Source organism: Leucobacter rhizosphaerae (assembly GCF_022919175.1).
GTDB lineage: Bacteria > Actinomycetota > Actinomycetes > Actinomycetales > Microbacteriaceae > Leucobacter > Leucobacter rhizosphaerae.
In genome coordinates this window covers 2416510-2437628 of sequence record NZ_CP095043.1, presented here as the reverse complement: position 1 = coordinate 2437628, position 21119 = coordinate 2416510, and the positions used below count along the sequence as shown (strand labels likewise).

Annotated in this window: 24 protein-coding genes; 10 read left to right on the top strand and 14 right to left on the bottom strand. The window is 68.9% G+C overall.

What is annotated here, in order from left to right; translation table 11 throughout:
- The first annotated feature begins 85 nt into the window (after positions 1-85).
- Positions 86-778, top strand: coding sequence for an endonuclease NucS (gene nucS / locus MUN76_RS11335; protein ID WP_244684753.1), 693 nt, complete (start codon positions 86-88; stop codon positions 776-778).
- A 203-nt stretch (positions 779-981) separates the two neighbouring features.
- Here the strand turns inward: nucS and MUN76_RS11330 are convergent, their stop codons facing one another.
- The 3 genes from MUN76_RS11330 to MUN76_RS11320 form a co-directional block, all read right to left on the bottom strand.
- Positions 982-1410 carry an Hsp20/alpha crystallin family protein gene (locus tag MUN76_RS11330; protein WP_244684751.1) on the bottom strand — a complete coding sequence of 143 codons (429 nt, stop codon included), beginning with the start codon at positions 1408-1410 and terminating at the stop codon, positions 982-984.
- A gap of 127 nt (positions 1411-1537) precedes the next feature.
- Positions 1538-1981 (bottom strand): SRPBCC family protein, encoded by a 444-nt coding sequence (locus MUN76_RS11325; protein WP_244684749.1) that lies wholly within the window; start codon positions 1979-1981, stop codon positions 1538-1540.
- Positions 1982-2220: 239 nt separating this feature from the next.
- A complete protein-coding gene (locus MUN76_RS11320; RefSeq protein WP_244684747.1) occupies positions 2221-2508 on the bottom strand; it encodes a hypothetical protein in 288 nt (95 codons plus the stop codon).
- Positions 2509-2629: 121 nt separating this feature from the next.
- On the opposite strand from MUN76_RS11320, the gene MUN76_RS11315 reads away from it, so the two are divergent.
- Positions 2630-2902 carry a 2TM domain-containing protein gene (locus tag MUN76_RS11315; protein WP_244684745.1) on the top strand — a complete coding sequence of 91 codons (273 nt, stop codon included), beginning with the start codon at positions 2630-2632 and terminating at the stop codon, positions 2900-2902.
- On the opposite strand, the gene MUN76_RS11310 is transcribed toward MUN76_RS11315, so the two are convergent.
- Complete coding sequence (locus tag MUN76_RS11310) at positions 2886-3608, bottom strand: TetR/AcrR family transcriptional regulator (RefSeq protein ID WP_244684743.1); 723 nt, start codon at positions 3606-3608, stop codon at positions 2886-2888. The genes MUN76_RS11315 and MUN76_RS11310 overlap by 17 nt on opposite strands.
- A 135-nt stretch (positions 3609-3743) precedes the next feature.
- On the opposite strand from MUN76_RS11310, the gene MUN76_RS11305 reads away from it, so the two are divergent.
- The 4 genes from MUN76_RS11305 (at position 3744) to MUN76_RS11290 (ending at position 6287) form a co-directional block, all read left to right on the top strand.
- Complete coding sequence (locus MUN76_RS11305) at positions 3744-4424, top strand: biotin transporter BioY (RefSeq protein ID WP_244684741.1); 681 nt, start codon at positions 3744-3746, stop codon at positions 4422-4424.
- 9 nt (positions 4425-4433) lie between these two features.
- Positions 4434-5132, top strand: a complete 699-nt coding sequence (locus MUN76_RS11300; protein WP_244684739.1) for an energy-coupling factor ABC transporter ATP-binding protein — start codon at positions 4434-4436, stop codon at positions 5130-5132.
- Entirely contained in the window at positions 5129-5749 is a 621-nt protein-coding gene (locus MUN76_RS11295) for an energy-coupling factor transporter transmembrane component T family protein (RefSeq protein ID WP_244684737.1), read from the top strand. The genes MUN76_RS11300 and MUN76_RS11295 overlap by 4 nt, the downstream gene beginning before the upstream one ends.
- 82 nt (positions 5750-5831) lie before the next feature.
- Positions 5832-6287 carry an SseB family protein gene (locus MUN76_RS11290; RefSeq protein ID WP_244684735.1) on the top strand — a complete coding sequence of 152 codons (456 nt, stop codon included), beginning with the start codon at positions 5832-5834 and terminating at the stop codon, positions 6285-6287.
- Positions 6288-6318: 31 nt separating this feature from the next.
- Here the strand turns inward: MUN76_RS11290 and MUN76_RS11285 are convergent, their stop codons facing one another.
- From MUN76_RS11285 to pxpA, 7 genes are all read right to left on the bottom strand, one after another.
- Positions 6319-6894, bottom strand: a complete 576-nt coding sequence (locus MUN76_RS11285) for an HdeD family acid-resistance protein (protein WP_244684733.1) — start codon at positions 6892-6894, stop codon at positions 6319-6321.
- Positions 6895-7057: 163 nt separating this feature from the next.
- On the bottom strand, positions 7058-7252 hold the full coding sequence (locus MUN76_RS11280; RefSeq protein WP_244684731.1) for a tautomerase family protein: 195 nt from the start codon (positions 7250-7252) through the stop codon (positions 7058-7060).
- Between the two features lie 13 nt (positions 7253-7265).
- Complete coding sequence (locus MUN76_RS11275) at positions 7266-8231, bottom strand: 5-oxoprolinase subunit C family protein (protein WP_244684729.1); 966 nt, start codon at positions 8229-8231, stop codon at positions 7266-7268.
- On the bottom strand, positions 8221-9114 hold the full coding sequence (locus MUN76_RS11270; protein ID WP_244684727.1) for a 5-oxoprolinase subunit B family protein: 894 nt from the start codon (positions 9112-9114) through the stop codon (positions 8221-8223). Before MUN76_RS11270 ends, MUN76_RS11275 begins: the two co-directional genes overlap by 11 nt.
- Positions 9115-9124: 10 nt before the next feature.
- Complete coding sequence (locus MUN76_RS11265; protein WP_244684725.1) at positions 9125-10465, bottom strand: acetyl-CoA carboxylase biotin carboxylase subunit; 1341 nt, start codon at positions 10463-10465, stop codon at positions 9125-9127.
- 54 nt (positions 10466-10519) lie between these two features.
- Positions 10520-10756 carry an acetyl-CoA carboxylase gene (locus MUN76_RS11260; RefSeq protein ID WP_244684724.1) on the bottom strand — a complete coding sequence of 79 codons (237 nt, stop codon included), beginning with the start codon at positions 10754-10756 and terminating at the stop codon, positions 10520-10522.
- A gap of 95 nt (positions 10757-10851) precedes the next feature.
- Positions 10852-11586, bottom strand: coding sequence for a 5-oxoprolinase subunit PxpA (gene pxpA / locus MUN76_RS11255; protein WP_244684723.1), 735 nt, complete (start codon positions 11584-11586; stop codon positions 10852-10854).
- A gap of 93 nt (positions 11587-11679) precedes the next feature.
- Here pxpA and MUN76_RS11250 point away from each other — a divergent pair, with 93 nt between their 5' ends.
- Positions 11680-13146: a helix-turn-helix domain-containing protein gene (locus MUN76_RS11250; protein ID WP_244684722.1), complete on the top strand. Its 1467-nt coding sequence runs from the start codon at positions 11680-11682 to the stop codon at positions 13144-13146.
- A 66-nt stretch (positions 13147-13212) separates the two neighbouring features.
- On the opposite strand, the gene MUN76_RS11245 is transcribed toward MUN76_RS11250, so the two are convergent.
- The 3 genes from MUN76_RS11245 to MUN76_RS11235 all read right to left on the bottom strand — a co-directional run bounded on the left by MUN76_RS11245 (position 13213) and on the right by MUN76_RS11235 (position 18831).
- Positions 13213-14607 carry a purine-cytosine permease family protein gene (locus MUN76_RS11245; protein WP_244684721.1) on the bottom strand — a complete coding sequence of 465 codons (1395 nt, stop codon included), beginning with the start codon at positions 14605-14607 and terminating at the stop codon, positions 13213-13215.
- 193 nt (positions 14608-14800) lie between these two features.
- The gene (locus tag MUN76_RS11240; protein WP_244684720.1) at positions 14801-16792 is read right to left on the bottom strand and encodes a hydantoinase B/oxoprolinase family protein; all 1992 of its coding nucleotides are present in this window, start codon (positions 16790-16792) and stop codon (positions 14801-14803) included.
- Positions 16789-18831, bottom strand: coding sequence for a hydantoinase/oxoprolinase family protein (locus MUN76_RS11235; protein ID WP_244684719.1), 2043 nt, complete (start codon positions 18829-18831; stop codon positions 16789-16791). Before MUN76_RS11235 ends, MUN76_RS11240 begins: the two co-directional genes overlap by 4 nt.
- A gap of 175 nt (positions 18832-19006) precedes the next feature.
- On the opposite strand from MUN76_RS11235, the gene MUN76_RS11230 reads away from it, so the two are divergent.
- The 3 genes from MUN76_RS11230 (at position 19007) to MUN76_RS11220 (ending at position 21019) form a co-directional block, all read left to right on the top strand.
- On the top strand, positions 19007-20215 hold the full coding sequence (locus MUN76_RS11230) for a PucR family transcriptional regulator (RefSeq protein ID WP_244684718.1): 1209 nt from the start codon (positions 19007-19009) through the stop codon (positions 20213-20215).
- 61 nt (positions 20216-20276) lie between these two features.
- The gene (locus MUN76_RS11225; RefSeq protein ID WP_244684715.1) at positions 20277-20567 is read left to right on the top strand and encodes a cupin domain-containing protein; all 291 of its coding nucleotides are present in this window, start codon (positions 20277-20279) and stop codon (positions 20565-20567) included.
- Positions 20564-21019, top strand: coding sequence for a GNAT family N-acetyltransferase (locus tag MUN76_RS11220; protein WP_244684713.1), 456 nt, complete (start codon positions 20564-20566; stop codon positions 21017-21019). The genes MUN76_RS11225 and MUN76_RS11220 overlap by 4 nt, the downstream gene beginning before the upstream one ends.
- Positions 21020-21119 lie beyond the last annotated feature (100 nt).

Here is a 21119-nt window from a genome sequence, read left to right as displayed (position 1 = left end):
AGACACGCCACATCACTCCAGAAATCGCTCACGCCAGGAAGCGAGGTCGCGCCCGTCGCGCGGCCGGACCGACTACACTGAACCGGTGCGAATCGTTGTGGCTGACTGCTCTGTGGACTACGCGGGGCGACTCTCCGCGCACCTGCCTCGCGCGCAGCGGGTGCTCATGCTGAAGAACGACGGCAGCATCCTCGTGCACTCCGACGGCGGCTCCTACAAACCGCTCAACTGGATGAGCCCGCCGTGCACGCTCGCGCCGCTCGATCTCGACGAGGATCAGGTCGCCGCGGGCATCGTCGAGGCGTGGGAGGTCACGCACAAGAAGACCGCCGACAAGCTCGTGGTCTCTCTGTTCGAGGTGTTCCACGACAGCTCGCACGACCTCGGGGTCGATCCCGGACTCATCAAGGACGGTGTCGAGGCCCACCTCCAGGAGCTCCTCGCGGAGCAGATCGAACGCGTCGGCGACGGCCACACCCTCGTGCGCCGCGAGTACATGACCGCGATCGGCCCGGTCGACATCCTCGCCCGCGACGCGGACGGCGGATCGATCGCCATCGAGATCAAGCGCCGGGGTGACATCGACGGCGTGGAGCAGCTCACCCGGTACCTCGAGCTCATGAACCGGGATCCGCTGCTCGCCCCCGTGCAGGGCATCTTCGCGGCCCAGGAGATCAAGCCGCAGGCGCGGACATTGGCCGAGGATCGCGGGATCCGCTGCCTCGTGCTCGATTACGACGAGATGCGCGGCATGGAGGACAAGAACACCCTGTTCTGAGCAGTGCTGCAGATCGACCGTGTGGCCGGAGCGTCCGGGCGCTGGGCGGGGCCCGCATCGCGCCCGCGGGATCCCCTTCTGCGTCTCGTCGGCCGGCGACCGGTCGCGGCAGGACGGCGCTGTCGGGAACCGACATGCGGATCGCTCCAGGCGGATGAAGCCCCGGTGACGGAGCCCCACCCACCTGGATCGAGGGGTGCGTGTCAGGCGACGAGTGATGCATCCGCCGAGCGCGGCGTCGACTCGACAGCGACCTTTCGCGGCTTGGCCCGTTCACTCAGCGGCAGAATGACGCTGAGGACGCCGTTGTCATACGACGCACTGATGCGTTCGGTGTCGACTCCCTCGCCGACACTGAACTGGCGAAGGTAACTGCCACCCGGCCGCTCGCGCGACAGCCACTTCACACCCTCGGCAGTGTTGCTGGTCCGGTGCGCACGGAGGGTGAGGAGCTGGCCGTCGATATCGATATCGATGCTCCCGGGGTCGATACCAGGCATGTCGGCGTTCAGCACGTAGCGTTCCGGCTCACGGTAGAGGTCCACCGGAATGGCGCGAGGTGCGGATCGGTCCTGGAGCACGCTCCCCGTCAGGCGGTTGAGCTCCGTGAAAGGGTCAAAATACGATGCCATACTGAATCAATCTCCTTCCATTGCTGAAACTTGAGTGATGTTGACTCAAGTGAAGATAGATTAGCACTCGAACCCTGAGAGTGCTAAGTGTGAATCCTCAACATTCGCTCAATGAAGCCGGCTGCGCTCAGTCCGGGATCGCCACGACCACCCGATTCCGAGCCGTGATGAGCCGCCTGAGGTACGGCACCAAGACGAGGCGCTCCGCGATGATCCCGAACACCGGCGACGCAATGGTCAGCGTGTCCGTCATGCGCGTCCCGGCCGACGTGGGTTCGAACCTGTGCTCGTGGCGGAACATCTTGAACGGTCCGGAAACCTGCTCGTCCACGAAGCGGTGAGGCCGCTCGAGCTCGGTGATCCGCGACGTCATGGTAAACCACACGCCGAAGTGGCGTGCCCTCCACGTGACGCACTCACCGAGACCGATCTGACCACTCGTCACACCTCCAACGGCACGTTCGTTCGAGTGCGCCATCGACCTGATGTGCAGACCGATGTCGAGCGAGCGCGAGAACACCGCGTCGACATCGATGGGCCCCTCTGTGGTGATGGTGAACGTCGACGCCATATCGCTATCGTCTCACGCACGCCGATCCCACACCCGCCCGCGTAACCGACAGGTCATCACCCCGAAACACGGCCTCAGTAACGTGGAGCCCGGTCGCGCAGCTCTCAGGTGCGAGGCCCGCCCCCGTGCTCCGTCGATGTGGCGCGGGGGCATTTTCGCGCTGAGAGCCCGGAGCCCGGGGATCACAGGTCCGGCGCCGGGAGATCCCGGATCCGGCGACCCCGCATAGCCCCGGCCCCCTACGGCGCCCAGAGCAGCATCGACAGCACAAGCCCTACGGCCGCGAGCGCGATCCCGACCCCCGCGGTCACCCGCACTCCGGTGCGCTGCGCCCGCGTCGCCGCCACGACCCCGAGTCCGGCGAGCACGATCGCACCGATGGGGCCGAGGATGCCGACGACGAGCGCCGCGCCCCACGACGACTGGTCAGCCAGCGTCGCAATCGTCATGAGCATCCCGAGAGCAGAGAGCACCACGACGACGACCGCGAGCGCCATCCCGCGCGACTGCCGATTCGGCTCCGTCATGCTCACAGGCTAACAATCCGGGGTCCGGATCGCACACGCGCCGGGCACTCCGCCCCCGCGAGGCACCGCGAGGCACCGCGAATCAGTAGTCAACACGCCGGATGTTCGTTACATTTGTGGCATGAACGAGGACATCAGGGACGTCGCCCGCAAGCGGATCAAGGCGAAGCGGGACTTCTGGAACCTGCTGCTGGTCTTCGGCGTGATCGCCATCATCATGAACGTCATCTGGCTCATGAGCGGCTACCGCACCTACTACTGGCCGACCTGGCCCATGATCGGGTTCGCCATCGCCCTCTTCTTCACCGGGATCGGCGCGTACGGCCCGGGCAGCAAACCGATCTCCGACAGCGCGATCGACCGCGAGATCCAGAAGCTCAACGGCGAGGGCTAGTCGCCGCTTTCGTCGCACCGAGTCCGGCGAGGATCAGGTCGATCCCCCGCGCGTACGACGCATCGAGGTCGAGCGCGGGATCGATGCCGGGCTCGGGCTCCGCATCGGCTGCGGCCGCAGGTTCCGGATCGACGTCCGTCCGATCGGCCGCTGCCGGTGCCGGTCCGCTGCCGGTGAGCAGCGCACCGAACGCCGCCGCCTGACGATGCGTCTGCGTGGCCTGCGCCTGCCCGAAGGTGTAGAGGAGGAGCGTTCGCGCACCGTCGATGCCGACGAGCGCGGCGAGCCGGTTCTCCACCGCCGACGCGCCCAAGCGGAAGGCCGAGGCCGTCGCGACCACATCGGCCCCGTCGCGCACGGCGAGCATGGCGTCCCGAAGCGCCTGGCAGATCCGCCGAGGGTCTGCGCCCGGTGATCCGGCCGCCACTGATCCCGCGCCCGACGATCCCTCGACCGACGATCCGGCGTCAGCCCCGGTGCCCGGGCTCACCGACCCCGCCGCGGCGCACGCCGGCTCGCCGACTCCCCCGACGATCTCGTCGGCCATGAGCGCGAGCAGCGTCTGCTTGTTCGGCACGTGGTGGTAGAGCGCGCTCGGCTGCACTTCGAGCTCGGCCGCCACCCGACGCATCGAGCATCCCTCGAGCCCCTGCACCTCGAGCACCCGCAGCGCCGCAGCGACGACGTCGGCTCGGCTGTTGCGCATCACCCCAGTCTAGCGCTAACCTGAACACCGTTCACCAGAACACTGTTCAGGTTGGCGGGATCCGAGGGGTCTGCACTGCAGCATCGCCTCGACCCAGGATCCCCGACCCGCCCCACGACCCACCCAGGAGATACCGTGACCCTCGCCGACACCCCCGGCACCGCCGCCGTTCCCGCCCCGCCCCGCCGACGCAACGTCGCGACCGATCTCGCCCTCATCGCCACCTTCGCCGCGCTGATCGCGGTGTGCTCGATCATCCCCGGCATCTCACTCGGTCCCGCACCGCTCACCCTTCAGACCTTCGCGGTCATCCTCGCCGGTGCCGTGCTCGGCGCGAACCGGGGCCTGCTGGCGGTGCTGCTCTACCTCGCGGTCGGCGCCGCCGGCCTGCCGGTCTTCTCCGGCGGCACCGCGGGCCTGGCCCCGTTCGCCGGGCCGACGGTCGGCTACCTCGTGGCGTTCCCGCTCGCGGCCTGGCTCACCGGGTTCATCGTCGAGCGCCTGCCGCGCCAGCGGATCGCCACGAGCATCCCGCTCGTATTCCTCGCCGGGCTCGTCGCGAACCTCGTGTTCATCCACACCCTGGGCCCGCTCGGCCTCGCCTGGCGCGCCGACATGACGGTGGGCGCCGCCTTCGTCTTCGACCTCGCCTTCTGGCCGGGCGACCTCGTGAAGACCCTGCTCGTCGCCCTCGTCGCCACCGCGGTGCACCGCGCCTTCCCCGGGCTGCTGCCGGAGCGCCGCCGCGCCAACCCGGCCTCGGCTGCGGCGACCGCGGCACCGACGGCACCGGCGACCCCCACGACCGCCGAGTAGGATCGCCGGGTGATCGAACTCCGCGGAGCCACCGTGACCGCGCCGACCTCGAGCGGCGCGGTCACGATCCTGCACCCGACCGACCTCACGCTCGGCGAGCCGCGCATCTCGATCATCGGCGGCAACGGCTCGGGCAAATCCACGCTCGCGCGGCTCTGCAACGGCCTGGTCGAACCCAGCGCCGGCAGCGTCACGATCACCGCCTCCGGCGACCCCGCCCTCGACACCAGGCGCGACGGCCCCGCCGTGCGCCGGAAGGTGGGCTTCGTCTTCACCGACCCCTCGGCGCAGCTCATCATGCCGACCGTCGTGGAGGACGTCTCGCTCTCCCTCCGCCGCGCCCACCGAGATCCGGTCGCTCGCCAGGCCGCCGCACTGGCCGCGCTCGAGCGGTTCGGGATCGACCGCCTCGCCGACCACAGCGTGCACACGCTCTCCGGGGGGCAGAAGCAGCTGCTCGCGATCGCGTCCGTGCTCGCGACCGACCCGGCGATCCTCGTCGCCGATGAGCCCACCACACTCCTCGACCTCAGGAACTCCCGCGCGATCGGGGATCTGCTGATGTCGCTCCCCCAGCAGGTGATCATCGTCACCCACGATCTCGAGCTGGCCGCTCGCGCCGATCGCACCCTGGTCGTCGAGGACGGCCGGGTGGTCTTCGACGGGCCCGCCGAGGCGGCCGTCGCGCACTACCGGGCGCACGCGTGAGTGCCGTCAGCCCGCTCGGCGCCTACATCGCTGGCGCTGGACCGCTGCATCGGCTCCGACCCGGCGCGAAGCTCCTCGGCCTCTTCGCCTTCGCGACGGCGGTGGTCTGGGTGCCGGGCGCACCGAGCGCGGCCGTGGCGCTCGGGATCGCGACCGCGCTCGCCATCGTCGCCGGGCTGCGGGGTCGGGATTTCTGGCGGGTCGCCCGCGGGTTCCTGCTGATCGCGGTTCCGCTCTTCGTGTTCCAGACCTGGCAGCAGGGGTGGGAGCGCGGCTTCGAGGTGGTGGGCGATCTCTTCGCGCTGATCCTCGCCGCGAGCGCGGTGACGGCGAGCACCCGGATCGAGGACATGCTCGACACGATCACCTGGTCGCTGCAGCCGCTGCGACGCTTCGGCGTGCGGCCGGATCGGGTCGCGCTGTCGTTCTCGCTCATGATCACCGCGATCCCGAGCATTCTGGGGATCGCGCGCGAGACCCGCGCCGCCGCCCGGGCCCGCGGGCTCGAGCGGGATCCGCGCGCCCTCGTGGTGCCGCTCGCGATCCGCACCGTCGCGCACGCGCAGCTGACCGGGCAGGCGCTCGCGGCGCGCGGCATCGGCGAAGACGAGGACTGAGAATCTCGGGCTGAGGTTGCGGGTCGGGGCTGATGCCGCGGCTGAGGGGGAGCACCGGGCCCACGCGCCGTAGGCTAGATGCATGGCTCAAGCGCAGATTCCCGATGGTGTGCACGCAGACTACGCGAACACGGAGGTGCAGACCGCGCTGCGGGCATTGCAGGAGACCCCCGACTACGCGCACCTGGCCGCGTTCCTCACCGCGCTGCGCGACGGCTACCTCGTGATCGACGTCACCGGCACCTCGACGAAGCGCGGGCCGCGGGTGCGCACGATCCGCTCCACCAACGGTCAGCTCGTGCTGCCGCTCTTCACGTCGATGGCGGAGCTGCGGGCGGCGATCCCGGCGAACCAGCAGGATCAGCTGAAGGGAGCGGTGATGGTCGCCTCGGAGGCGCTCGCGCTCATCGGCTCCGACCGCTTCGTCGCGGCGGAGTTCGACAAGGCGTCAGCCGCGCTCGTGATCCTGCGCAAGTACATCACCCTGGCCGCGGGCAGCGATCCCATCACCGCGGCCACGCTGGAGCAGATGCGCTGACGCACCGCCCCAGCGGGCGAACGGAGACGCCCTAGACCGCGCTCGGCTTCACCGAGAACGCGCGCACCACCTGGACGATGCCGAGCACCACCATGGAGATGCCGAGCAGCAGCCACAGCGTGATGGCGCCCATGAACGGCGAGAACAGCAGCACGACACCGGCGATGATGCTGATGATCGCGTAGACGACGGTCCAGACCTTGTTCGAGCTCTGCTTGAGCACCGTCAGCGCGAGCACACCCTCGAAGAGCCAGAGGATGCCGATCGTCACCGACAGGAAGATGGCGAGCACCACGGCGGTCGCTCCCAGGTTCACCATCATGATGACGCCGCCGACGATGTAGAGCAGGCCGAGCACGATGTGGCCCGTGCGGGCCCAGCCACCGAGGGTACGGCTGAAGATCGACGAGCCGATGTAGACGACGCCGACGACGAGCGCGTAGGCCGCCACGACCGCGGCGACGATCTGCAGCGCGACCTCGCCCGACTTCAGCGGGAAGAACATGATGAGCAGGCCGAGGACGACCGCGATGAGGCCGCCGACGCCGATCGCGGTGCGGACGCCGTCGCCGGCGCGCTGAATGAGAGTGGTCTCCGGAGAGGACATGGGAATACTCCTTGATGATGTGCCCCGACCCCTGTCGCGGCTCCTCCCCCCATCCTGGCGCATCCCTCACCGGAGTCCTATCTTCGACACCGTCTCGTTTTCGAGTTGTGATGCTGCGGGACCGGAGACCCCCCGGTCGGATCCCGCAGCACCACGACTCCGCCTATCGGGTCGACCCGTTGAAGGTCCACTGCGTGCGCGGCACGCCCTCGACCACGACCCAGGTGTCGGGGCGGGCGCCCTCCGGTCCGGTGCAGTGCGCTGCGACGACCTCGTCGATCGCCACGGCGAGACGCTCCGCGAGCTCCGGATCCTGCTGCAGGCGGTGCTCGAACATCTTGATGGTGACGAGTGGCATGTCTCCCCTTTCCCTACGACCAGACCCGCTCGATGCGGGCGCGGCGTTCGGCGCGAGCGGCGAGCGCCTCCTCCATCGACACCGGCACGAAGCGGACCGTGGAACCGGGCGCCATGCGCGCGAAGAGATCCATGTCGGCACTGATGACGGTGCCCGCCTGCGCGTAGCCGCCGCCCGAGACCGCGTCGCAGTGCAGCACGATGGGCTGCGTGCCGCCCGGGATCTGGATCGAGCCCACGGCGTAGCCCGCGTCGGTGATGTTCGAGGGATCCTGCCCCGCACCGAAGGGCTGCTCCTCCTGCTTCCAGGACGCTCCCGGGCCGTCGAAGCGGAGCCCCATGCGATCCGCCACCGGGGTCAGGGTCCACTCGGCCTCGGTGAGGTTCGCGAGCCCCTCGTCCGTCAGCTTGTGATCGTAGAGCCCGAGCATGATGCGCACGGTGACCTCGCGCGCGTAGTCCGGACGCAGCTCCTCGGGGATCGACTCGAGCACGGGCAGACCGGAATCGACCGGTGCGCCGACCGGGAGGACGTCTCCCGCCTGGATCGCACGCCCCTCGAACCCGCCCATCTTGCCGATGGGATAGGTGGAGCGCGACCCGAGCACCTCGGGCACGTCGATGCCGCCCGCGACCGCGATGAAGAACTTCGAGCCGCCCTTGAGCATGCCGAACGAGAGCTCATCGCCCGCGGCGAGCGAGACGCGCTCGTACTGCGGGGCGGCCTCGCCGTTCACGAGCACATCGACCGGTGCTCCGGTGATCGCCACCACGGTGTCGGCGTCCACCGTGAGCTTCGGCCCGAGATAGGTGCACTCGAGCACGGCCTCGTCCGCCGTGTTGCCGACGAGCCGATTGCCGAGCGTCGCCGCGTACTGATCCATCGCCCCGCCCTGCGGGATCCCGAATCGGTAGTAGCCGAAGCGGCCGCGATCCTGCACCGTCGTGGCGAGTCCGGGGGAAAGAATCTCAAGCGACATCAAGAGCCTCCAGAAGTGAGCGGTTGTAGCCGTCGGGATCGGCGAGGGCCTCGGCGAGCGTGAAGCGCACGGGCGCCTGCCGGTAGCGGTACGTCCCGGCCTCGACCTCGGCCTGGATCTCGTGGTACTCCGCCTCGTCGATCGGGCGATACTTCACGATGTCGCCGGTGCGGAACAGCACCATGAAATCGGAGAAGTCGGCGAGCTTCTGCTCGGGGTCGAAGATCGGGCTCGGCGTGATGCCGAGCATCTGGTAGCCGCCCGCGCCCCGCACCGAGTAGTGCGCCGTGAAGCAGCCGCCGATGCCGAGCGTGAGCGGCGGAGTGTCCGTCCGCGGGCTCAGGTACTTCGGCACCTCGAGCTGGCGCTCGCGCGGGGTGAGCTGGAAGAGGAACGGCAAGCCCGCGACGAAGCCGACCATCGAGACGAGCCAGGGCGTCTCGTGGTGACGCCGGATGAATTCCTCGGCGTTCGCGAGGCCGTTCACCTCCGCGCTGTAGTCGAGGTCCGTGCCTTCCGGCCGCTGGTGGTAGCCCTCGCGGAAGCGGGTCTCGGTCTCGCTCGTGAACGGGTCGTCGTACCAGACCGGGACCTCGATGATGCGGGTCTCCAGCTCCTGCACCGTCGCCTGCTTCACCTCGGCCTCGAGTGCGCGAGCGGTGCGCTCGAGCTCCTCGTGATCGAGCGCGTCCGGATCGAAGCGGATGAGCAGCGACGCGTTCGCCGGGCAGATGTCGACGATGCCCGCGAGGGCTCGCTCCTCGAGGCCCGCCGCCATGGCGTTGGCGACGAAGTTCGCCTCGAGTGACATGTCGGGGGCGATCTCGACGAGGAGGAACTCGTCACCGCCCCAGGTGTATCGTGCGTGTTCCGACAGGGTCATGCTGATCTCCTCACAGGCCCGAGGCCGACTCGATGGTGGTCGTGTGATGGCTCGCGGAGCGGAACTCCTCGAGTGCGATGAGGCGGCGCATGAGCGGAACCGTAGACTTGATGCCCTCGATCAGCGTCTCGTCGAGGGCGCGGGCCGCTCGCGCGAGGGCGCGCTCGCGGTCGGTGTCCCAGACCACGAGTTTGCCGAGCAGCGAGTCGTAGAACGGCACCACGGTCTGGCCGGCGCTGAAGCCGAAGTCGGCACGCACGCCCGGTCCGCCCGACAGGTCGAGGGTTTCGATGAGCCCGGGGCTCGGCATGAAGTTGTTGTCGGGATCCTCCGCATTGATTCGGAACTCGAACGCGTGACCGTCGAGCCGGATGTCCTCCTGCGTGTACCCGAGGCGCTCGCCCGCGGCGATGCGCAGCTGCTCGCGCACGAGGTCGATGCCGGTGATGGCCTCACTGATCGGGTGCTCGACCTGGAGGCGCGTGTTCATCTCGATGAAGGCGATCTCCTGCCGCGCGGGGTCGTAGAGGAACTCCACGGTCCCCGCCCCCGTGTAGGCGGTCTGGCGGGCGAGCTCGACCGAGGTCTGCCGCATCTGCTCGCGGAGGTCGTCGGGCAGCCCGGGCGCCGGTGCCTCCTCGATGACCTTCTGCTGCCGGCGCTGCATCGAGCAGTCGCGGTCGCCGAGGTGCACCCAGGATTCGCCGTCGCCGAAGACCTGCACTTCGACGTGGCGGGCATGGGTCACGAAGCGCTCGAAGTAGACGTCGCTCGAGTTGAACGCGGCGAGCGCCTCGGCCTGTGCGACCTCGACGGTGCCGCGCACCTCCTCGCGGGAATTGATGCGCCGGATCCCGCGCCCGCCGCCGCCGGCGGAGGCCTTCACGACGAGGGGGTAGCCGATCTCGTCGGCGAGCGCCTCGATGTCGCCCGAGACGTCGAGCACGCCGTCGGTGCCGGCGAGGACCGGCACGCCGGCCTCGATGGCGGCCCGCCGTGCGCGGGCCTTGTCGCCCATGAGATCGATCGAGTCCGGATTCGGTCCGACCCAGATCAGGCCGGCCTCCTGCACCTTGCGCGCGAAGGCCGCGTTCTCGGAGAGGAATCCGTAGCCCGGGTGGACGGCGTCCGCGTCGGTCTGGGCGGCCGCTGCCAGCACCGCGTCGTGATTCAGGTAGCTGAGCCCGGCGGGGGCGGGACCGATGACGACCGCCTCGTCGGCGTAGCGCGCCGCGTTGGAGTCGCGGTCGGCCTCGCTCGTCACCGCGACGGTCGCGATGCCCATCTCCTTCGCCGCGCGGATGATCCGCACAGCGATCTCACCGCGGTTGGCGATCAACAGTTTCTTCAAGGTGTGTCCTTCACTCGATGGGTCGGAGCTCGTCGATGGGGCGGGCTGCGGGGGCTAGTCGATCGTCGCGATGACGTCGCCGGGGCCCACCATCCCGAGATCCTCGACGTCGAAGGAGGCCACCACACCGGCGGCCTCGCTCCGCACCTCGGTGAACTGCTTCATGATCTCGATGACCCCGATGGTCTGGCCGGCCTCGACGGTGTCTCCCACCTCGACGAACGGGTCCTTGTCCGGGGCCGGACGGCGGTAGAAGATACCCGGGATGGGGGCGATGATCTGTGAACTCATGGAATCTGCTCTCTTCAGGGGGGGTCGTGCAGGGGGTTTGGGGGTGATGCCGCGGCGGGTGTACAGGTGCGCCCGCGGGCGTCGAAGGCCGGTGCCTAGCCGTCGACGACGGCGCGCACGGCGCTCGCGACCTCTACGGCGTTCGGGGTGTCGGAGTGGACGCAGATGCTCCCGAAGGTGATCGGCAGCTCAGTGCCGTCGACCGAGAGGATCGTGCCGGTGTCGAGCGCGCGGCGCGCCCGTTCCGCGGCGGCGACGATGTTGGTCTCGTGCGGCTGACGCAGGATGATGAGCCCGCCGTCGGCGTTGTAGTCGAGGTCGACGTAGAGCTCACCGATGAACTCCACACCCTCACGCTCGGCCACCAGCTGATGCGCGGAGCCGGCGATCCCGAACACGGGGACCCCGTAGTCGCGGGCCACCTTCACGGCGCCGAGCATGAGCTCCTCATCGCGGGCGAGCATGCCGTAGAGCGAGCCGTGCGGCTTGATGTGGTGCAGCGGCAGATCGTACTTGCGCAGGAATCCGCTCAGCGCACCGACCTGGTAGCGGATGAGGCTCTCGACCTCGTCGGCGGTGAGTTTCATCTCACGCCGGCCGAACCCGACGAGATCGGGGAGTCCGGGGTGAGCGCCGACGCTGACCCCGTGCTGCTTCGCGAGCCGGACGGTCTCGTCCATGGTGCCGGGATCCCCCGAGTGGAATCCGCAGGCGACGTTCGCGACGTCGATCACCGACATCAGCGCCGCGTCGTTGCCGAAGGTGTGGAGGCCGAACGCCTCGCCCATATCCGAGTTCACCGAAACCGAGTCACTTCGCTGTGCAGTCATGGCCTCCAAGCTACGCGGTGCGGTCGAGGAGCGTTATTATGCAAGTGCAAGAATTTTCAGAGCTGTATTGTGCAATCGCGAGAGGACGGTGCCGTGCGCGTCGCTGATCTGCTGACCGAACACTCCCTCCAGTTGCGCCTCGAAACGCCGACGGGGCCGCAGCGGCTCAGCCAGGAGATCGTGCGCTGCGCACCGACGGAACACCTCGACCCCACCCCCTTCCTCGACCCCAATGTGCTCCTCCTGACGTCCGGCATCGGCATGAACTTCTCCGAGGAGAGCATCTGGGACGGCTACGTCGAGCGTCTCACCCGCGTGCCGGTCGCCGCCCTCGCGTTCGCGGTCGGGGCGGCGCACGCCACCCTGCCCCAAGGACTCATCGCCGCGTGCACCGCGCACGACCTCCCGCTGCTGGAGGTGCCGACGACCGTACCGCTCCTCAAGATCGACCAGCACGTCGAGAGCATGCTGCAGGCGGAGCGCATCGCGCTGCTCGACCGCGGCTGGCTGCTCGCGGACGAGTGCGCCCGGCTCGCGAGCCAGGGCGCGGAGATCTCCACCCTGCTCGCGGCGATGTACGCGGCGCTCGAACTCCCGATCGCGGTCTACGACGCCTTCGACTCGCTGATCGCGCAGTACCCCGAGTCCGTGACGTGGCGGACCGGCCCGGCGCGGGCCTCCCAACCCGACACCATCACCGTGCCGCTCCCGATGGGGCTCAGCAACTCCTGTCAGCTCGCGGTTCGACTGTACGGCTCGTCCGCGGAGGTGGAAGCCCTGCTCGCTCCCGTCACCTCGATCCTCGCCCTGCAGCTGAATCGCTCGGTGGTCGTGGACGCGAGCAGCCACCAGGACATGCTCCGCTTCGTCAACCGCTGCGTCGCGTGGTCGGAGTCGACGCGCAGCGACGTGGCCAACGCGTTCCACGAGCTCGGACTGAGCCGGCGCGCGGAGACGACGCTGCTCGTCGCGGACATGAGCGGGGAGCACGCGGCCGCGGCGTGGAAGCTGCGCGTCGCCCTGCACGACACCTTCCACGACGTCCGGGTGGCGGAGCTCGACGAGCAGCTCGTCGCGCTGGCGCAGTTCCCGCGCGAGGAGTTCGACCAGGTGTCCGAGCGTTTGCTCGGGATCCGGCCAGAACTGCCGCTCGTGCTGCGCGGCCCGGCGCGCACCATCGACGAGCTCCGGCTCGCACTCGTGCACGCGCTCAACCTGATCCGGCATGTCACGGCCCCGGTCATGGCCCCCGTGCTCGGGCTCAGCGCGGTGGTCGCGGCGGCGGCCGGTCGGGGCGCCCGGGAGTCGGCCGAGCGCTTCCTCGCGCCGCTCCTCGAGCACGACGAGCAGCGCGCGACCGAGTTGCTGCCCACCCTGCGCACCTGGCTGCGGAACGACGCGCAGCCGTCGCGCACCTGCGAGGAGCTGTTCATCCACCGCAACTCGCTGAGCTATCGCCTGCGGCGCATCGAGGAGCTGCTCGGCACCTCGCTCGACACGCTCGACGGGCGCGCGACCTGCCTCATGGCACTCCGGCTCGTGGAGCTCGAGCCGTACTAGGGGGCCGGGCCCGAGTGGGAGGAGCGGGGCGGGCGCCCCGCTCCCGAGCCCCAGGTGCCGAGGCGCCTAGGTCCCCACCACCGTGATGAGGCCCGTTCGGCTCACGGGGTTCGCCTTCCACAGGATCCCGTAGACGAGCGCCGCGGAGACCGCCGTGAGGATCGGGCCCCAGGTCGCGCCGATGCCGGCGAGCTCCGGGTTGAAGGTGCCGAGCTGCAGCATCACGATGCCCACGAGCGTCGCGACGATCCAGGCGATCAGGCCGTTGTTGTTGAAGGCCTTGTAGTGCTGGTCGCCGATCGCGGCGTGCTCCTGGTGCTGCCAGCGGTCGAGCAGGATGTGGGTGAGCGCGATCGCCACCCAGGCCGTCACGAGCACGCCCTGCCAGGCGAGCGCGATGAGCAGGTACTGCACGACGGGCAGCAGCATGAACAGGAAGATGATCACCGACGACAGCAGCACCCACACGATGTTCGGCATGTTGATCTTGAAGACCTTCTCGCCGAAGGCGCGCAGGTTCGCGGCACCGAGGTAGTAGTTCGCGGTGTTGATACGCGTCTGCGTCGCGATCACGACGATCAGACCGAGGATGCCCATGAGACTCACGAGGCCACCGGCGAGACCGGTCTCGGAGGCCTCGAGGCCCGGGATCGTGAAGGTCAGGAAGATCCCGACGAACGCGGAGAAGCCATAGGCGAGCACGTAGAACAGCGGGCCGAAGGTGATGCGCTGGTGGTACTTGATGTCCTTGCGCTTGCCGAGCGCGGCGAAGTCCATGGTGAACATCATCATGATCCACACGCCCATGTAGCCGGCGAACGTGGCGAGCCAGCCGGGGCCGCCCATCGAGAGCGGAACGGGCACCTCGGGCGCGTGGGTGATCCACGCGTCGGTGAACCCGTACTGCACGCCCGCCCACACGACGGCCGCGACCAACCCGAAGAAGTAGATCGGCATGAGGATGCCGTTGATCTTGTCGAGGAAGCGGCGCACGCCGCCGATGATGAGCGGCGTCGAGTAGATGACGACGATCAGGCTCCACATCCACATCTCACCGCCGAACGCCGTCATGAACGCGTACGCGACGATCGAGCCCTCGAACACGGCGTAGTAGATCGCGATGAGCGCGAAGATGATCATCGCGATCGCGGATCCCGCGTTGCCGAGGATGGTCCGGGAGAACTGAGCCACGGTCGTGCGGTTGTTGATCGCGTAGCGCGAGAGCACCGCGTTGATGAGCCCGTAGACGATGATGGTCAGAATGATGCCGATGATGGCGTTCACCGTGCCGTAGGCCGAGGCCATCGCGGCGCCGATGTAGACGAAGAAGAACGCGCTCGCGGTGCCGTACCACGCCATCGTGAGGCGGCCGCGGCTCATCTGGTCTTGATCGTCTCCCTGGCGGGCCAGGGTGTCGGTCGCTTCGACGTCGTCGTTGCTCCCGGTTAGGTTGAGTGACACTGTCCGTACCTCCATTGGTATTGGTGTGAGTGTGCGTCGCCATCTCATTGTTGTGAGTCGGGAGGCTCAGAAGTATTGTGCGTGAGCCGGAATGAGAAGGCTAAATTTTGTCACTTGCACAAAAAGGGATCCGGGGGCGGGGCGCACAGAAGCCGCGACCCGCCCCGGATTGAGCGGGAGATCGAGTGACCGTCTACGCCGCCCAGTGCGCCGCCGAGCGGCGGGACATCTGCTCCCGATGTTGCCGGGTGGTTTCCTCGAAGAGCTCTCCGGTGCCCCAGTCCAGGATCACGCCGTGCCGACGGATCACATCGAGAAGCCCGAGATCCCCCGCCCGGTACTTGGCTGCGACCTCCTCGGCATCGCTCGTGATCCACTCGGCGCGGTGCTCCCGGATCCACTCCCGCTTCGTCGCGGTCGCGTCGCGGTCGATCTCGTACCGATCCAGCTCGGGATCGATCGCCGTGATCACCACACCGTAGTCCGCGTCGGCGCGCTCGATCGACACGTAGCCGTCGATCACGTCCTCGAGCACCTCCTCCGGGGTGCGGTCCAGCGGATCCCCGAACCCGCCGCCGCCCGCGGAGGGTCGGTAGAAGGTGTCGCCCGGCTGCACCGGCACCGAGGAGAACACCGATCCGAGGAACCGCTCGTCGGCGGTGTCGCGGTTCAGCCAGACGCCGTGCGGGATCGACGGCAGACCGCCCTCGATGCCCCAGGTGATCGAGCGGGCGCGGTCGCAGCAGTAACTCATGACCGAGGCGTCCGCGTCGGTGAGCGTGCCGCCCTTCTCCACGCCGCAGCCGCCGCGGAAGCGGCCGGGCCCCCCGGAGTCGGTGCCGATCTGATGCATCGTGGTCAGCACGGGCGTCAGCCGTTCCTGCCCCTCGCAGGCCTGGACCGCGAGGCCCACGCCGAACACCGGCGCGGTCGCGTTGGAGCCGTCCTTCGAGGATCGGCCGCCCCAGCCGCCGGCCATCCAGTCGTACCACATGAAGTACGGGTTGTCCTCGCTGCGGGCATCGCGCCCGCCCACGAGCAGGTACTCGAGGTTGAACGCGCAGGCCATCGCGCGCTCGGGCATGATCTGCGACCAGATCTCGAAGATCCCGTTCATCAGCTTCTCGTACGGCCCCGAGCAGAAGCCCGTGACCGCGTACGGCCAGCCCGCGTTCACCACGGTGCCCTCGGGCCCGATCTCCGCCGTCACCGCGGCGTAGAAGCCGGAGTTGAGCGGCACGTCGGGGAAGAAGGTCTTCGTGCCGGCGTAGATCGCCGAGAACGTGGTGCCGTACCCGGAGTTCAGGAAGGTGTCGACGACGTCGGCACTGCCCTCGAGGTTGTAGTGGATCCCCTCGCCGTCGAGCGTCATGACGATCTTGATGGGCACGAGGCCCTCCGACTTGCCCGGATCGAGGTCCATGTAGTCGACGGTCTCCCACCGGCCCTGCGGCAGGTCCGCGAGCCGCCGGCGCACGGTGCGCTCGACGTAGTCCTGCGTCTCCTGCATCGCGAGCTCGACCGTCTCCGTGCCGTAGCGGTCGACGAGTCGCAGCACTTCGCGCTCGCACACCGCGGTCGCCTCCGACTGCGCGTGCAGGTCGCCGAGCGCCTGCTCCGGGGCGCGGGTGTTCGCGACCAGCAACTGGGCGACATCGTGCAGGAACTTGCCGCCCGACCACACCCGGATGGGGGTGATCCGGAGTCCCTCGCCGAAGTGCTCCGACGCCGACACGTCGAAGGATCCCGGCACCTTGCCGCCGATGTCGGCCCAGTGCCCCTTGTTCTGCGCGAAGGCGATGATGCGCCCCTTCGAGAAGATCGGCCGCACGAACGAGACGTCGTTGAAGTGCGTGCCGCCGCGGTAGGGGTCGTTGATCGCGAACACGTCGCCCGGGTGAATGTCGCCGTCGAACTCCTCGATGACGGCCTTGGCCTGGAAGTGGAGGGTGCCGACGTGGACCGCGATGTCGCCCGATCCCTGCATGACCGTGTTGCCCCGCGCATCGCAGAGCGCCGACGAGAAGTCGCGCGAGTAGATGACGAAGGAGTAGCAGGTGCGCAGGATCTGCTCGCTCATCAGGTCGACGCTCGTGGCGAAGGCGTTCTTCAACACCTCGAACGTCACGGGGTCGAGGGCGGTCTGTCGGGCGGCGCCGACGGCCGGTGCGGATGCTTCACTCATCGGTTGATCTCCTCGAGGTGGATGCGGATGTTGAGCCATTCGTCGATCTCCGCCCGGGTGTGCGGCGGCACGACGGTGGTGGAGTCGAGCTGATTGAGGATCGCGGGACCGGCGAAGGCGGTGCCGGCCGCGAGGTCCGTGCGGTCGTAGACCGGAGTGTCGAGCCAGCCGTCGTCGCCGAAGTAGACGGCGCGGCGTTCGGCGGCGGCGCCGGGCTCCTGCTCGACGAGCTCCGCGGGGCGGAAGGACGGCTTCGGCGTCTTGCCGACCGCAGCGACGTGCAGCTGGTAGACCTCGACGGGGGCGTCGTCCTGCCGGAATGCGAACTCGCGCTCGTACTGCTCGTGGAAGGTGCGCACCGCCCGGGTGAGCGCCCCCGGGCCGGAGCCCATCGGCACCTGCAGCGACCGCCACTGCCCGCGGTAGCGCATCGAGATCTTGCGCTGCAGCAGCGCGTTCTCGTCGGACACGCCCTCGTGCCGGAGCCGGGCCGAGGCCTCACCCTCGAGTCCGAGGAACGCCTGCTCGATCCCCTCTTCATCCGCGGCGGAGGCGAGCCCGGTGTACATCTGCGCGAAGTCGTGCTGGATGTCGACGAGCAGGCAGCCCATGGCCGAGGTCACACCGGGGTTCGGCGGCACGATCACGGTCGGGATCCCGAGCTCGCGCGCGACGTCGGCGCCGTGGAGCGCCCCGGCCCCGCCGAACGCGAGCAGGGCGAAGTCGCGCGGATCGTAGCCGCGTCGGATCGAGACGAGCCGCACGGCGTCGGCCATGTTGGCGTTCGCGACCGAGACGACCGCCTGCGCGGCCTCCTCGAGTCCCATGCCGAGCGGCTCGGCGACGACCCGGCGGATCGCCTCCTCCGCGAGCGACCGGTCGAGTTGCTTGACGCCGCCCGCGAGCGAGGTGCCGAGGCGCCCGAGCACGACGTTCGCGTCGGTGTTCGTCGGCTGATCGCCGCCGGTGTCGTAGCATGCGGGTCCGGGATCCGCGCCGGCCGACTGCGGGCCGTTGCGGAGCGAGCCGGCGATGTCGATGTGCGCGAGGGATCCGCCGCCGGCGCCGATCGTGAGCACCTCGATCGAGGGGAAGATGATCGGGTGGCCGTACTCCACCTGCCACTCCTGCGAGACCCGCAGCTCGCCGTCGGCGACGAGCGCGATGTCGGTCGAGGTGCCGCCCATGTCGAGACTCACGGCGTTGTCGTAGCCGCACTGCTGGGCGATGTGCTTCGCGGAGATCGCGCCGGCCGCGATGCCCGACGCGGCGAGCCGCACGGGGAACTTCTCGACGAGGCGCGGGGTCATGGATCCGCCGCCCGAGTGCAGCAGCAGCAGGTCGCCCTGGTAACCGCCATCGCGGAGCCGATCCGCCAGCCGGTTCACGTACCCGGAGACGAGCGGCGCGAGCACCGCGTTCGCGACCGCGGTATTGAAGCGCGGGTACTCGAAGATCTCGGGCAGGATCTCGGCCGAGGTCGACACCGTCGCGTCGGGGATGACCTCCTCGAGGATCTCGCGCATCCGGGTCTCGTGGGCGGGGTTCGCGTAGGAGTTCAGGAAGCAGACCGCGATGGTCTTCACCCCGCGGCGCAGCAGCAGCTCGGCGAGCGAGCGCGCCTCGGCCTCGTCGAGCGGCTGCACCGTGTTGCCGCTGAAGTCGATCCGCTCGGTGACCTCGAAGCGATCCCGGCGGCGGATGTACGGCGCGGACACGTCGTTGTACGCGTCCCACAGGTCGTCCTTGGTGCCGTCGCGGATCTCGAGCACGTCGCGGAACCCGCGGGTGGTGACGAGCGCGGCGGCCGGGAAGTTGCGGGTGATCAACGCGTTCGTCGCCACCGTCGTGCCGTGCGAGAAGAGTGAGACCTCACTGAGGTCGATGTCGCCCCGCTCCACTCCGTTCATCACCGCGATCATCGGATCGCTCGGTGTCGACGGCACTTTCGTGACGCGCATCTGCTTCGTCTCGTCGTCAAAGATGCAGACGTCGGTGAATGTTCCCCCGACGTCGACTGCGACACGAACACTGCTCATGGGTCCTCCTGAAGTTCCTCGTTGAGTTCCGGATGCCTCCAACCTTCGTGCGCTCCGCCCCGAGGGTCACTAGAGAATACGAAGCTTTCACGGAACTCGTTTGTGATTTCTCCAAAAACCGTCGAGAATTTAGTCCTGAAACGTCCTGTTCACACAATCCGTGAGGGAATCCGGCATGGTTGACTCCGCACCACCCCTCGACGAGCTCGAGCGTCTGCACACCGCCCTCGACATCACGAACACCCTGATCTCGGCGGTCTCGGCGACCGATCCCGTGCGCGCGCTCGCGTCGCGGATCAGCACCATCTGCCGCGGCACCGCCATCATCTACGACTTCGAGGGGTCGGTCGTCGCGAGCACCGGTGAGGCCCCCACGCAGCTCATCTGGAACGAGGTCGCGGCGACGAACCGGCGTGAGATCAGCATCGAGATCGGCCGGTGGTACGTGCGCACCCGCCGGGTCGCGCTCCGCGACGGGGTGCACGTCATCGCGATCGCGAGCCGCGCTGAAGACACGCTCGACCAGATCGGCGAGCTGCTGCTCGACACCTCGGAGCGGCTCCTCGGCGCCGTGCACGGGATCCAGTACGGCGCGACGCAGCGGGATCGCCGCGACAACGAGCAGCTCATCGCGACCCTGCACGACGGTGTGCTTCCCGCGCGCGAGCACCGCTTCTGGAGCCGGCTCGCGCAGTTCCGCTTTCCAGCGTACGCGCCGATCCGCGCTCTGGAGCTCGCGCCGCTCACGGGCGGCTCGGCGACCGACGCGCACCTCTCCGGGCTGATCGGGCGCGCCCGCTCGGAGGGGTTGCCGTTCCTCACGATGCTCCGCCGGGCCGACATGGACTCGCCCGCGACCATCGCCGCGCTGATCCCGGAGTCCGAGGCGAGCGCGCAGTGGATGGCGCTCACCTCGCGCGACTTCCTGCTCGGCGCCTCCGCGCCGTCGTCGGCGCTGTCGGCGGTGCCCGAGTGCGTGCGCGAGGCGGAGACCGCGCTGGGGATCGCGCGGCAGTGGGGCGGCGCCGCCGGGATCCCGAGCGAGATCGGGCCCGTGCTCATCGACCGGATCGACCTCTCGACCTGGCTGCTCTCGCACGTCGACGCGCGGCAGCTCCGGGAGCGCATCGAGCGGACCCTGGCGCAGATCGCGTCGCCGCAGCTCCGGGAGACGTTGATCACCTATCTCGCGGCGGAGCAGAACGTCACCCGCACCGCGGAGGCGCTCTTCGTGCACCCGAACACGATCCGATACCGGCTCACGCGCATCGAGGAGGCGCTCGGCGAGCCCGTCACGTCGCCGTTCGCCCTCGCGAACGTGATCCTCGCGATGCACCCCGAGCTCATCGGGCGCTCGGCCGAACTCCGACGCGGGGAGCCCTGACTCCGGTGCCGTCGGCCCGAGCCGATCACCTATGCTGAGACCACTCGACGACAGGAGGAACATGAGCACGGGTGCGCACAGCAGAGTCCAGCTGGAGAACGAGCACTTCCGCGTGACGGAGTGGACGATCGATCCGGGCGGGGTGATCCCGATGCACCGGCACGATTTCGAGTACGTGGTGGTGCCGATGGTGACCGACACGATGCACGTCGTGACCGCGGCGGGCGAGGAGATCGTCGCCGAGCTCGTGGCCGGCGAGAGCTACACGCGGCCGGCGGGATCGGAGCACCAGGTCGAGAACCGCACCTCGGACTCCCCCGTGGTCTTCGTGGAAGTGGAGAAGCTGGCGTGAGCGCGATCGTCGTACGTCCCGTCACCGCCGCCGACCGCGAGGCCTGGGCCGGGCTCTACCGCGGGTACCGCGATTTCTACGGCAAGCCCCACGATCCCGCCGTGTACGACACCGTCTGGGGGTGGCTGCTCGATGACACCCACGAGTCCCGCGCGCTCGTCGCCGAGCTCGACGGCACGCTACTCGGACTCGGTCACTTCCGCAGATTCTCGCGGCCGATCGATGGGGCGCACGGGCTGTACCTCGACGACCTCTTCACCTCGCCCGAGGCGCGGGGCACGGGGGCCGGCACCGCGATCCTGCACCGGCTCGCGGAAATCGCGCGCGACGAGGGAGCGTCACTCGTCCGGTGGATCACCGCCGACACGAACGCGACCGCGCGGAGCCTGTACGACCGGATCGCGAAGGAGACCCCCTGGGTCACGTACGACCTCGCCCCCGCCGCGGAGTAGGTGCGGCGCCTCTGCTCGGCTGAGGCTTCGGGGCCACTGTTGCACGCGTTTCGAGAGGTTCTCGTGCATTTTTGGCCCCGCAACGTGACGCGGGGCGGGT